The sequence below is a fragment of the Moraxella sp. CTOTU47724 genome (genome assembly GCF_032014955.1).
Taxonomy (GTDB): Bacteria; Pseudomonadota; Gammaproteobacteria; order Pseudomonadales; family Moraxellaceae; genus Faucicola; species Faucicola tetraodonis.
In genome coordinates, this window is sequence record NZ_DALZSV010000066.1 from 1 (window position 1) to 11,540 (window position 11,540).

Annotated in this window: 15 protein-coding genes; 10 read left to right on the forward strand and 5 right to left on the reverse strand. The window is 43.6% G+C overall.

Annotated features, from left to right (window positions below):
* The first annotated feature begins 76 nt into the window (after positions 1 to 76).
* From RTR63_RS10390 to RTR63_RS10405, 4 genes are all read left to right on the forward strand, one after another.
* A complete protein-coding gene (locus tag RTR63_RS10390; protein ID WP_312524111.1) occupies positions 77 to 1,813 on the forward strand; it encodes an AMP-binding protein in 1,737 nt (578 codons plus the stop codon).
* A 132-nt stretch (positions 1,814 to 1,945) separates the two neighbouring features.
* Positions 1,946 to 2,662: a ribonuclease PH gene (gene rph / locus RTR63_RS10395; protein WP_203172379.1), complete on the forward strand. Its 717-nt coding sequence runs from the start codon at positions 1,946 to 1,948 to the stop codon at positions 2,660 to 2,662.
* A 72-nt stretch (positions 2,663 to 2,734) separates the two neighbouring features.
* On the forward strand, positions 2,735 to 3,217 hold the full coding sequence (locus RTR63_RS10400; RefSeq protein ID WP_312524113.1) for a hypothetical protein: 483 nt from the start codon (positions 2,735 to 2,737) through the stop codon (positions 3,215 to 3,217).
* 165 nt (positions 3,218 to 3,382) lie between these two features.
* On the forward strand, positions 3,383 to 3,946 hold the full coding sequence (locus RTR63_RS10405) for a c-type cytochrome (RefSeq protein WP_100285152.1): 564 nt from the start codon (positions 3,383 to 3,385) through the stop codon (positions 3,944 to 3,946).
* 57 nt (positions 3,947 to 4,003) lie between these two features.
* Here RTR63_RS10405 and RTR63_RS10410 read toward each other — a convergent pair whose 3' ends face one another.
* Positions 4,004 to 4,804: an elongation factor P hydroxylase gene (locus RTR63_RS10410; RefSeq protein ID WP_312524116.1), complete on the reverse strand. Its 801-nt coding sequence runs from the start codon at positions 4,802 to 4,804 to the stop codon at positions 4,004 to 4,006.
* Positions 4,805 to 4,948: 144 nt separating this feature from the next.
* Here RTR63_RS10410 and RTR63_RS10415 point away from each other — a divergent pair, with 144 nt between their 5' ends.
* Positions 4,949 to 5,581 carry a YceD family protein gene (locus RTR63_RS10415; protein ID WP_312524118.1) on the forward strand — a complete coding sequence of 211 codons (633 nt, stop codon included), beginning with the start codon at positions 4,949 to 4,951 and terminating at the stop codon, positions 5,579 to 5,581.
* A 246-nt stretch (positions 5,582 to 5,827) separates the two neighbouring features.
* The gene (rpmF, locus tag RTR63_RS10420) at positions 5,828 to 6,013 is read left to right on the forward strand and encodes a 50S ribosomal protein L32 (RefSeq protein ID WP_007115626.1); all 186 of its coding nucleotides are present in this window, start codon (positions 5,828 to 5,830) and stop codon (positions 6,011 to 6,013) included.
* A 223-nt stretch (positions 6,014 to 6,236) separates the two neighbouring features.
* Here rpmF and RTR63_RS10425 read toward each other — a convergent pair whose 3' ends face one another.
* The 3 genes from RTR63_RS10425 to RTR63_RS10435 form a co-directional block, all read right to left on the reverse strand.
* Positions 6,237 to 6,716, reverse strand: a complete 480-nt coding sequence (locus RTR63_RS10425) for a CC0125/CC1285 family lipoprotein (RefSeq protein ID WP_219332174.1) — start codon at positions 6,714 to 6,716, stop codon at positions 6,237 to 6,239.
* Positions 6,717 to 6,996: 280 nt separating this feature from the next.
* Positions 6,997 to 7,299, reverse strand: coding sequence for an addiction module antidote protein (locus RTR63_RS10430; RefSeq protein ID WP_312524120.1), 303 nt, complete (start codon positions 7,297 to 7,299; stop codon positions 6,997 to 6,999).
* On the reverse strand, positions 7,286 to 7,621 hold the full coding sequence (locus tag RTR63_RS10435; RefSeq protein ID WP_219332176.1) for a type II toxin-antitoxin system RelE/ParE family toxin: 336 nt from the start codon (positions 7,619 to 7,621) through the stop codon (positions 7,286 to 7,288). The genes RTR63_RS10430 and RTR63_RS10435 overlap by 14 nt, the downstream gene beginning before the upstream one ends.
* Positions 7,622 to 8,190: 569 nt before the next feature.
* Between RTR63_RS10435 and fabD the strand changes: the two genes are divergently transcribed.
* The 3 genes from fabD (at position 8,191) to acpP (ending at position 10,310) form a co-directional block, all read left to right on the forward strand.
* Entirely contained in the window at positions 8,191 to 9,138 is a 948-nt protein-coding gene (fabD, locus tag RTR63_RS10440) for an ACP S-malonyltransferase (protein ID WP_409418213.1), read from the forward strand.
* Between the two features lie 17 nt (positions 9,139 to 9,155).
* The gene (gene fabG / locus RTR63_RS10445; RefSeq protein WP_312524123.1) at positions 9,156 to 9,884 is read left to right on the forward strand and encodes a 3-oxoacyl-ACP reductase FabG; all 729 of its coding nucleotides are present in this window, start codon (positions 9,156 to 9,158) and stop codon (positions 9,882 to 9,884) included.
* A 183-nt stretch (positions 9,885 to 10,067) separates the two neighbouring features.
* Positions 10,068 to 10,310 carry an acyl carrier protein gene (acpP, locus tag RTR63_RS10450; protein WP_007115622.1) on the forward strand — a complete coding sequence of 81 codons (243 nt, stop codon included), beginning with the start codon at positions 10,068 to 10,070 and terminating at the stop codon, positions 10,308 to 10,310.
* A gap of 83 nt (positions 10,311 to 10,393) precedes the next feature.
* Here the strand turns inward: acpP and RTR63_RS10455 are convergent, their stop codons facing one another.
* Positions 10,394 to 11,191, reverse strand: coding sequence for a cytochrome C assembly family protein (locus RTR63_RS10455; RefSeq protein ID WP_312524125.1), 798 nt, complete (start codon positions 11,189 to 11,191; stop codon positions 10,394 to 10,396).
* Between the two features lie 165 nt (positions 11,192 to 11,356).
* On the opposite strand from RTR63_RS10455, the gene RTR63_RS10460 reads away from it, so the two are divergent.
* Positions 11,357 to 11,540: signal recognition particle receptor subunit alpha (locus RTR63_RS10460; RefSeq protein WP_312524127.1), on the forward strand; the 184-nt coding region annotated here is incomplete at its 3' end.

Here is an 11,540-nt window from a genome sequence, read left to right on the forward strand (position 1 = left end):
TTTTTTATTGCATCGCGCCCGCCTAACCTTATAAAATTGGGCATACCACTAGGCTGTTACGAGAAATACTGAGTTTATGGATGACGCTATTTCACCAATCAATGAGCGCCCGATGCATGAGATGTATGAATGGGAAAAAAATCAGCAACCGTGGCTGATTAGCTACGAGCGCTATAACATTTGTAGTACCATCGATATGCCAGATGAACAAACGTCGCTGATTGACATCTTAGAAGCGGGGTTTGCCAAACATGCGCGGCAAGTGGCGTATTATTGCGATGATCAAGAGATTAGTTACGAGCAGCTAGATAAACTGAGTCTAAAAGTTGCCATTTATTTACAGCAGTTAGGGCTCAAGGTCGGTGACGCGGTTGGCGTGATGTTGCCCAATATTTTGCAATATCCTGTGATTACCCTTGGCGTCATCCGTGCTGGCATGGTACTGGTGAGTATGAATCCTTCCTACACCAGTCGCGAGCTTGAGCACCAAATGGATGATGCCGATATCAAGGCGTTATTTATACTAGATAAATTTATTTATACCTACAAAGACATTGGCGATAACCTTAACCGCGATTTACATCATTTAATCATCTGTCGTTTGGGCGATTTAAAAGGTAAGCTCAAAGGCGCGTTAATCAATCTAGTCTCAGCGACCACCGATTTGCCGCCAAAAGGTAATTGGATTTATTTTAGTCAGTTATTAGCGGGCGCTAGCAAGGCTTATGAGCGCCCAAATCTCACGTTATCGCATATCGTATTAATTCAATATACCGGTGGTACCACAGGGACGGCAAAAGGTGCGATGCTCAGTCATGGCAATGTGATTGCCAATTTGCTGCAAATCGATGCGTTGATTCGCAGCGCGTACGATGAAGAAGGGCAGGAAGATATTATTTTGGCGTCATTACCGCTGTATCATGTATTTTCATTCACCATTTGCTGTATTTTTATTTTGTATCGTGGGTTTGCATCAAGGCTGGTGCCCAATCCACGTGATATCAATGAACTGGTCAATACGCTAAGGCGTACACCGCCGCATTTTATTTTGGGGGTCAATACGCTATTTAGCGCCTTGATACAGCATCCTGAATTTCGAAGGCTCGATTTTTCCCAACTCAAAGCCACCATTGGCGGCGGCATGGCAATCCTACCTAGCGTTGCCAAAAAATGGCATACCATCACAGGGTTGCCGATTATCGAAGGGTATGGGCTCTCAGAAACCGCGCCTGTGATTACCTTTAATCCATTAACTATCGCAGAATTTACCAACAAAGTCGGGCTGCCAACCCCTGCCACTGACATCATCTTATTGGATAACAATGACCAACCTGTGCGCATTGGTGAACGCGGAGAAATCGCCGTCAAAGGCCCTCAAGTGATGGTGGGGTATCGCAATCTACCTGTCGAGACTGCTAATGCGTTTACCGCGACAGGCTATTTGCGCACGGGCGATATTGGTATCATTGATGAGCGCGGTTTTATCAAAATCGTTGACCGTAAAAAAGACATGATTGTGGTGTCAGGGTTTAATGTCTACCCAAATGAGATTGAGTCAGTGATGCTCGAGCATGCCGATGTGCTTGAGTGTGTGGCGATTGGCGTACCAAGCGCGACGCGCGGCGAAGAGCCCAAAATATTTGTGGTCAGAAAACACAACCGCGTCACCGCTGAGCAACTACTGGCGTTTGGTAAACAGCACTTAAGTGGCTATAAACGCCCACGCTATGTCGAGTTTGTCGATAGTCTGCCCAAGTCCAATGTTGGTAAAATTTTACGTAAAGAGCTGCGTAAGCGCGAAGGACTTGAATAGCAACCTGCGATGTTGCCGACGGAATTGTCTTGCTAAAACTGGGTTGGCAAGGTAGCATAAAACCACTGTAATTTTTGCCCATTGCTTAAAAACTATCTACCAAACCGTCAAGGCGGTCTTTTAGGGAATCTTATGCGTATCGATAATCGTGAAAACAACCAACTTCGCCCAATTAGTTTTGTGCGTAACTTTACCAAACATGCTGAAGGTGCCGTGTTGGTCAGCTATGGTGATACCAAAGTGCTATGTACCGCCAGTATCGAAACCCAAGTACCGCGCTGGCTCAAAGGCACAGGTAAAGGCTGGATTACCGCTGAATACGGTATGTTGCCACGCGCGACCCACGAGCGTACCCAACGCGAAGCCGCCAAAGGTAAACAATCAGGTCGTACCCAAGAGATTCAGCGGTTGATTGGTCGTAGCTTACGGGCGATGCTAGATCTTGAAAAGCTTGGGGAAAATACCATCCATATCGACTGTGACGTGCTGCAAGCCGATGGCGGTACCCGTACTGCCAGTATCACCGGTGCGGCTGTGGCATTGGTCGATGCATTAGAAAAATTGCAAGCCGCCAAAAAACTCAAAGCCGATCCTTTGGTAGGCTTGGTGGCAGCGGTCTCTGTGGGTATCAAAAATGGTGAGGTGCTATTGGATTTGAACTATAGCGAAGACTCAAGCTGTGACACAGATCTTAACGTCGTGATGACCCAAAAAGGCGAGTTTATCGAGATTCAAGGCACTGCCGAAGAAAAACCGTTTACCCGTGCGCAAGTGGATGAAATGCTAGCGATTGCCGAAGAAGGCATCAAACAGCTGATTGCCGAACAACAAGCGGTGCTAGGTTGGTAAAACAGCCTAACAAGACAGGCTAGCTAGTAAGGGCGTAGCACATACGCCCTTGAAATCGTTATAGAGATGATTATGTTAAAAGTCACCGACACAGGCGTTACCATTGGTTTGCAAAGTCAAGTGGCGACACCAAACAAGCTGACCCAAATACTGTGGGTGGGTATCGCAATCGCTGTGGTAGGGCTATTGATGGCATTTAAAATGCTCTCAGTTGCCATCGGCTCGCTGATGATTTTACTAGCCATCATCGCAGGTGTTGCGTGGCAATCATTCAACCGAAAAAAAGAGGTGGCGACTTTAGCAGGGGGTGAGCTGCGACTGACCCAACAGGGTTTTAGCCATCACCAAGGTGCTAACGTCACAAGTTATCAATTATTGCCCAGCGATAGCATTGAGCCCACTACCGATAGCATGACCATCTACAATGCTGACGGTCTAACCTTGTATCACATCACAGGTTTTCATGACCCTAAACATATCAAAATCGCCCAAGCCGTCATGCAAGGTAAGCCAATCAAAGCCCAAGGCAAGGCAATCAAATTACAAAGCACTTAATCAAAAAACCACACCCTATCTCACACAGTGGGTAGGCTTAGTTACCAAATCATAATAATTTTTTTGCCAATACTTGTTAAAATCCTTAAGTATTATTAATCCACACTCTGATAATAACATTAATTATTAAACCAATATAAACCAAAAACACGGAAGGAAAGGACGATGTCGACTGCATTAAAATTTGCCACCCCATTAATCGTTGCGATGGCGCTGGTAGGCTGTAATAAAAAAACAGAAACCACAACCACAACTACCGCTTCAGCGCCTGCTACCACAGTTACCGCTAGCGCAAATGGTGCAACGGCAACCGCTACGGTAAGTACCACAACGACGTCGACCACGGCAGTTGACCCTAACATGACACCAGAAGACCACAAAAAAGCGCGCGAAAGAATCATGAAAGATTGGAAAAAAACCAACCAAACCATTGGCGCCATGGTCAAAGATCCAAGCAAATTTGATGCCGCGCAAGTCAAAGCCGCCGCCGAGAAACTTAACCAAAACCCTTGGGTGCATTATCCAGAGACCGCCAAAGGCGGTGAAGCAAAAGATGAAATTTGGCGAGATCCTGCAGGGTTCCAGCAACAAATTGATAAATTTAAAACTGCTGCCAGTGCCCTCAATGCCGCTGCTGCGACTGCAACCAGTGTTGATGGCATCAGAACCCAATTTGGCGATTTGGGGGCTAGCTGTAAATCCTGTCATGACAAATATAAAGAAGATTAAGTTTTTATCCCGCATAAAAAAGGCAGTCATTGAACACTGCCTTTTTTATTGGCTTAATTAACTTTGATAAAAACTAACTTTGATAAAATTGTGATAGATATCAAACGAGGTCAATGGTAGCGGGCGCAGTTTGATTAACTGGCTTAGCAACACTTTGGCATCGGTTGACAGTTTTTGCCCCGTTTGCCAAAACTTTACCGCTTGGGCTTGTACATCGGCTTCAAAAGTGCTCTGACTGGTATCAAAATCAGCAAACAAATTATCTTTAGACACGCTAAAGGGTTTGTTGCAAGCCAGCGTCAATAAACATTCAATCGCTTGCGGCAGGATTTCTACTTGTTCGAACTGTTGCTGCTGCTGCTGATTACGTCCGTCGGGCGCATACCAGTAGCCAAAGTCATTGAGCAATCGGCGTTTTTGACCTGCCATACACCAATGGCTAATTTCATGCAAAGCACTGGCAAAAAATCCATGCGCAAACACAATTTTGGCAGGCTCGGTATCGGTCGCGGCAAAATATTCAGGCTCATGCCCGCCTTTGACCAAAATCGTATCACGATGGCAAAACCACAGTTTGAACCAACCTATCAGCCATTGCACTTGTAATGCTTCCACCGATACCCATTGATAGTCAATCAAAGGGCGATTTTTTGTCTTTGATATACTGGCGAGTACGGGCACAAAATTAACCTTTAATGCTAACTGCGCCCTTTGTTGGTCAATCACAGTGGTGTCCATATCATTGGCTAACACAGGCGCCACCGCGAATTGACTGACAAAAGGCAGCGTCATAAAGGGAAAAATAGCAAGGGTTGGTAATGATATTTGTGCAGATAGTGGCGATAGGTGTGTGGACATAGCAAAAGTAGGGTCGATAAAAATTGCTATTATACAATTTAACCGCCCGCATCGACTAGGAAATCACGCCAACAACATGCTACCATGCAATGGACGTCAGTATGCTTTATACTACAACGCAATATAACTGAAAGGAGCGGTGAAATGACGCTACATTCTTCATCAAACGTGCCAGCACAATCATCGCAAGATGTACCAACAACTGCCTCATCCAAAACCGCCAATAACACCACCAGTGAGATTGGCTCTAGTGCCAGCTTGGTCAAGTTTATTGATTTGGCACGTTGGGAGTATAACAACGATAACCATTATCACTGGGAAGGCGAGGTGAGTCTCAAGGATTTACCACGTATCTATGCCTTGGGTGATGAACATCATGACAACGATCAGCCACTGGATGTGATACTAGATATTCAGAAAAAAGGCGACGTGGTATTTTGGCAACTACACACCACGGGCGTGCTTTGGCAAACCTGCCAGCGCTGCCTAGACCCCGTCGCAGTGAGTCTAGATGTCGATAGTGAGCTTGCGCTACTTGAAGATGAAAATCACGTCGCATTGCTTGATGAAGGCACAGAAATCATCCTGGTTGATGAGCTAACGGATGACAATAAACTGTGGCTATTACCGATGATTGAAGATGAATTATTGGTCGATTTGCCATTAGCGCCCAAGCATGATGACTGCGAAATGGCAGTCACTGAGGTGGGCGAGTTGCCAGAGGCAGTGGCAGAAAAAGAAAATCCGTTTGCTGTACTGGCAAGCTTAAAAAGTTAAAAAGAACAACGCCAGTATATACGCTGTCATACACGTAGTAACAAAAACTTGCCACTAAATGTCGGTTAAGGCTTTGCTAAATGGGTTTTTTTACGTATAATATGGCGTTTATAAATTTATCTGATTGTCTGTTCCAATAGTTTGCCTTATATCCATGCCAAATATCGATATCAAGTTGTTTGCATGATGATGTAATGAGGTTAAGGGAACGATGTTTTAATAGCGAGAAGCACAGGAGCTAACCTCATGGCTGTTCAACAAAACCGTAAAAGCCGTTCACGCCGTGATATGCGTCGTTCACACGACCGCATCACAATCAATGCTGTTGCTGTAGATGCAACTACCGGTGAAAAACACATCCGTCACCATGCGACCAAAGACGGTTTTTACCGTGGTCGTCAATTATTCAAAGTAGCAGCCGTTGCTGAATAATTAGCGCAAAATGCAGGGCTTTGACATAGCTTAGTATGCATTGGCTAAGCACCAAAAAGGCTGATGAATTATCATCAGCCTTTTTTTATTTGTAAGCATTGATAATACTGGGTTTTTAATTCAAGTAATTTAGTTTATTTGAAAACTTTGATATTTCTATCTCATAAAAATTTTGAGTATAAAAGCCCCATTGCTTGAGTGGGCTGTGTATGCGGTTAAGATATCACTTAATCTTATATTTTTTCTTCATTTCATTAACAATATATGCCGCTTCTAGCGCATTACTAGGTGCATTCTCTTTGCTAAAGGCTTTAATGCTTAGCTCGGTTTTAAACTGACTAAAATCCATCATGACAGGATTGTTATAGGTAGTATTAGCAACATTATATCCATAACCACCATACACATTCGTTTGAATGTTACCTGGTGCTATTTGTGAAGTATATGATTTTTCGCGAGTGCCACCATTTAAAACTACAAAATATGGATAACCGTTATCAATCGCAATCTCAGCAGCACGTAGTAACGCTAAATCCCTCGTTTTCTCTGATGATGTAGCTTCGTTGCCACGAAAATTGACAATGTAATTATCCTTGGCTAACATCGTGCTTGAATAACCGCCATCAAAATTTGCAGGGCTATAAGCGGTAGAACAAGCTGTTAGAATAAATACTAGCGGTAAAACTAAAAATATTTTTTTCATACTCAATCCCTTACATAAGTTGGATTTTTACTATATACGATAAGTTATGGGCAAGCAATTACTGATTAGATAGTTTTGCCAGCGTTCAGTACTGATGGCGCTGAATGCGTTTTAGGCACTGCAAAAAGTCCGCTCATTACTTACCATTCGCGTTATGCCCATGCCTGTGGTATCGGTGCTAAATTTGCTTCTCTAATGCCTTAACGTTGATATATGTGGCGATGTTTGGGCAATAAAAAAGGGCAAAGGTTTAACCATCACCCAATCATTTAAAAAGTAGTTAGGCGTGTTTACTTACGACTTGTAATTGATAGCCCAAACTGTCTAATACTTTGGCTAGGCTTTCAAAACGTGGCTTTTCAGATTGTAAGGTTTTATATAGGGTAGTCCTACCCATATTTGCCCCTTTGGCTACGTCATTCATGCCCCTTGCTCTAGCAACATCGTTAAGGGCTTGCACAAATTGGGCTGGCGTTCCGTCCTCTAGCAGTTCATTAAGATACGCCTGTATGGTGGCTTCATCAGTTAAATAACTTGCCACATCAAAACGGCTGATTTTAATAGGTTGGTTAGTTGTGGTCATTGTCTGTAGTATCCTGCTGTTGTATGGTTTGCCATAATTTCACGGCTTTGTTGATATCCGTTTGCTGGCTATCTTTTGCGCCGCCCATCAATAATAAATAAATCGTTTCGCCTTGTTGGGCGTAATATATTCGATAGCCATTGCCCTTAAATATTCGCATTTCATATATACCGCCTGTACTAGGTAGTAGCTTACAATCCCCAAAATTACCACTTTCAGCCCGTTTAATTCTTATCGCTATGCCTGCTTTGCCTATAGGGTCTTTTAGGTCATTAAGCCAATCGCTAAATATATTTGTTTGGTTAATCGTGTAAGTTGTCATTATAGCCCCTCATTATTTTTATATTGTAGTGTTTTTACTACATTTAGACAATAAAAAAAGGCATGGCTAAAATAACCATACCACATCATGCCTGTCCAGTCTTAAAATAAAAATTTACTATCACCTTATAATAGTGAATCGCACATAACCGTCCTAGATTTTAAAATACCCGAAAGAAAAAACTAGAATTTTTTTTTCAATATGCCATAATAATCAGAGTACAATTGTACACATAAACTTACTGGCTTACTTTTACCTGCTGGCTCGATAGTAAGTTATATTATTGCCAGTTAAGTTTGATAAGCTTATAACGTCAATCCAAGCTGATGACCCATTTTGATTTTGCTGATAACTTTTGGTAAAGTAATCGACCAAAAACTCGCCTAAGCAAATTTTTTTAACCATGTTTTTTAGCGCTCTAGTAGACGCAATACAACATAAGCAGTACAACCTAAGCAGTACAAATAAAGCAGTACAAGATAATAAGTTAGGACATTATGGATAACCCAATGCAAAGCCAAGCCAGCGCAAATCAACCAGCCACTTCAGCAAAAGACAATGCTGCACCTATGAAATATGCTGTGATTTTTCCAGGACAAGGCTCGCAGAGTGTGGGTATGCTACAAGATTGGGCAGCCCAGTATCCTACTGTCAAAGCAACGTTTGATGAAGCCTCAACAGCCCTTGGGTTTGACTTGTGGGCGATATGCCAAGGGGCGTCAGGTGCCGCGTCTTTGGATGATACTGCGTATACCCAACCTGCACTCTTGACCGCTAGTATGGCGATTTGGCGAGTGCTGCGCGATGAGCTTGATTTACAGCCGGCATATGTTGCAGGGCATTCACTGGGCGAATACAGTGCGCTGTGTGCCGCTGGGGTATTGAGTTTGGCAGATGCGGTAAAGCTGGTGCATCAACGCGGTCAGTATATGAGCGCAGCCATGCAATCACAAACAGGTAAAATGGCAGCGATTTTAGGTCTGCCTGATGAAGATGTACAACAAATATGTGATGCTGTGGTGGCGGCGCATACGCAGGCAGTGGTCAGCCCAGCCAATTTTAATGCGCCAGGGCAAGTGGTGATTGCAGGCAATGTGGTAGGCGTGGATTTAGCGTCAGAGAAAATCGTTGCGCTCGGTAAAAAAAGCATGCCGCTTAAAGTTAGTGTACCGTCACATTGCCAGCTGATGACACCTGCCACCGATAAGCTTGCCACAGAATTAGAAACCGTGACATTTAACCCACCGAGCATTCCTGTGATACAAAATCGCCATGCGCGGGTAGAAAACGATGTGACCGCAATCAAACAAGCGTTGATTGAGCAGCTCAATATGCCCGTGCTATGGTCGACTATTGAGAATAATTTAGCAGACGCACAAATCAGCTTACAAATCGAATGTGGTAGCGGTAGTGTGCTAACAGGATTAGCCAAACGCCAAGCGCAGAAAATTAACACACTAGCAACCGATACAGTTGCCAAACTAGACAATATAAAACAACAACTATCAGCCCAATAAAAAAACCAAGGAAGTATATGACTCAACGTATTGCATTAGTGACAGGCGCTAGTCGTGGGATTGGTCAAGCAATCGCCAAACGTCTGGCAAATGAAGGCTATCTTGTCATCGGCACTGCTACCAGTGAAAAAGGCGCAGCGGCAGTCAATGATTACCTACAAGAATTGGGTGGCGCAGGTCGTGTGCTCAATGTGCAAGATGCCGAGCAAATCAACCAGTTATTTGATAGCATTGAAAAAGAATTTGGCAATGTACAGGTGCTAGTCAACAATGCCGGCATTACCCAAGATGGACTGCTTATGCGGATGGATGACAATGCCTGGGAGCGCGTGCTCGACGTGAATTTGACCTCGGTGTTTCGCACCAGTAAACGCGCCATAAAAGGCATGATGAAAGCGCGGCAAGGTCGTATCATTAATATCACCTCAGTAGTCGCTGCGATGGGCAATGCCGGACAAACCAACTATACGGCGAGCAAAGCAGGTATTGAAGGGTTTACCCGCTCACTGGCTCGGGAGATTGGGTCACGCCAAATCACCGTCAACTGTGTGGCACCAGGCTTTATCGACACCGACATGACCAGCGAGCTTAGTGAAGCATTGATTCAATCCATGCTTAATGCCGTCCCGCTAGCCAGACTTGGCAAACCTGAAGACATCGCAGCTGCGGTAAATTTCTTGGCCAGTGAAGAAGCAGGTTATATTACCGGCACCGTGCTTGACGTCAATGGCGGCATGTACATGTAAATGGTTTAGCCTGCCAAACACCAACCTAACGGGCCTTAAAATACAGTTTTTGAACTTAAAATACAGTTTTTGAAATAGTAACAGGTTGCATTATTTTATTTTGAAATAGGCAATGAGCATGATAATATGCTCTAATATGTAGTTTACTCGATATATCATATACCCCAATGCAAGGAGAGAAGCATGAGTAACGAAATCGAACAAAAAGTAAAAGCCGCAGTAGCTGAGCAATTAGGCGTGAATGCAGAAGACATCAAAAATGAATCTTCATTTATGGATGACCTCGGTGCAGATTCACTTGACCTTGTTGAATTGGTGATGTCTTTTGAAAACGAATTTGGTATTACCATTCCTGACGAAGACAGCGCACAATTGACCACGGTGCAAAGTGCTATCAGCTACGTACAATCAAAATTGGCTAACTAATTGCTAGTTATTTAATTTAGCCGCTTACTTATCACTTAGTTAAGCGGCATTTTACCCCAGTTTTAGCGATAAAATTGGGGTTTTTATTTGTTTAAAATCAGCTCCAACACAAACTTCGTCCCGATAAACGCCAAGCCAAGCAAAATCACACCATATAGCGTCATATTAGCCGCGCGTTGACCTCGCCAGCCAAAGCGCCAATGTCCAACCAATAACGCCCCAAATACCAGCCAAGACAACAGGCTAAACACAGTCTTGTGTACCAAATGCTGCGCCAGTAAATTGGTAGTATCGATAAAGCCCAACAACAGCGAAATCGACAATAGGCCAAAACCGACAGTAATCATATCAAACAGCAAGGCTTCCATGCTTTGGAGTGAAGGTAGTTTATCGACCCAGACACGGTGAAAGGTTTGACGTTTGAGTTCGCTGATTTGTAGCCGTAGCATAATCGCGGCAATCGCTGCCATAAATAGTACCGAATAGGCAGCCAAAGACATGATGATATGGGCTTGTAAGATAGGGCTGATGGTTGATAGCGGGTGATACGGTGCATCGCCAAAAAAACCAATCATCATACCCAAGAATGCCAATGGCGTTGCCAAAATCCCAAGCGGCAAAATTTGACGATAAAGACAAAATCCCCAATAAAATAACAGCATAAACAATGTCGTCAACGACACGACATTAAAAATATTAAAGTTTAGCCCGCCTTGGGTAATGATATCAGGATATAACACCACTGCATGACCCAATAACCCAATCAGCAATTGCCCAAGCACCATGCCTTTACGGATGGGCTTTTGTTGCGTAACTGCCCACATCAAATAGACGGTAGTTAAGCCATAACAGACTAACGCAAGTACAAAGATTACAAACACCCTAGCCTCATTAAAAATCATCAAATACGTGCAAAATGCGATGGTTATACTAGCATGACCCATGCAACAAATCGCGATTTTATCGGTATTATATTAGCAGTTTTAGCTAATTTAGCATAAAATAGTAAGATTATAAAATTGATAGCAATAGATTAGAGAAATTATATGTTTGAAACCTTAACCGAACGCCTGTCGACGAGTTTACGTAGTATCTCTGGTACAGGGCAGCTAACTGAAGACAATATCAAAGACACCTTGCGTGAAGTGCGTATGGCACTACTAGAAGCGGATGTCGCCTTACCAGTGACGCGCGATTTTGTGTCACGGGTAAAAGACAAAGCCCTAGGTC

Coding starts and splice junctions, on each gene's coding strand:
- RTR63_RS10415 (WP_312524118.1), top strand. CDS start 4,949: ATGACGCTACATTCTTCATCAAACGTGCCAGCACAATCATCGCAAGAT.
- RTR63_RS10430 (WP_312524120.1), bottom strand. CDS start 7,299: ATGACCACAACTAACCAACCTATTAAAATCAGCCGTTTTGATGTGGCA.
- RTR63_RS10410 (WP_312524116.1), bottom strand. CDS start 4,804: ATGTCCACACACCTATCGCCACTATCTGCACAAATATCATTACCAACC.
- rpmF (WP_007115626.1), top strand. CDS start 5,828: ATGGCTGTTCAACAAAACCGTAAAAGCCGTTCACGCCGTGATATGCGT.
- RTR63_RS10405 (WP_100285152.1), top strand. CDS start 3,383: ATGTCGACTGCATTAAAATTTGCCACCCCATTAATCGTTGCGATGGCG.
- RTR63_RS10390 (WP_312524111.1), top strand. CDS start 77: ATGGATGACGCTATTTCACCAATCAATGAGCGCCCGATGCATGAGATG.
- rph (WP_203172379.1), top strand. CDS start 1,946: ATGCGTATCGATAATCGTGAAAACAACCAACTTCGCCCAATTAGTTTT.
- RTR63_RS10425 (WP_219332174.1), bottom strand. CDS start 6,716: ATGAAAAAAATATTTTTAGTTTTACCGCTAGTATTTATTCTAACAGCT.
- acpP (WP_007115622.1), top strand. CDS start 10,068: ATGAGTAACGAAATCGAACAAAAAGTAAAAGCCGCAGTAGCTGAGCAA.
- RTR63_RS10400 (WP_312524113.1), top strand. CDS start 2,735: ATGTTAAAAGTCACCGACACAGGCGTTACCATTGGTTTGCAAAGTCAA.
- RTR63_RS10435 (WP_219332176.1), bottom strand. CDS start 7,621: ATGACAACTTACACGATTAACCAAACAAATATATTTAGCGATTGGCTT.
- fabG (WP_312524123.1), top strand. CDS start 9,156: ATGACTCAACGTATTGCATTAGTGACAGGCGCTAGTCGTGGGATTGGT.
- fabD (WP_409418213.1), top strand. CDS start 8,191: ATGAAATATGCTGTGATTTTTCCAGGACAAGGCTCGCAGAGTGTGGGT.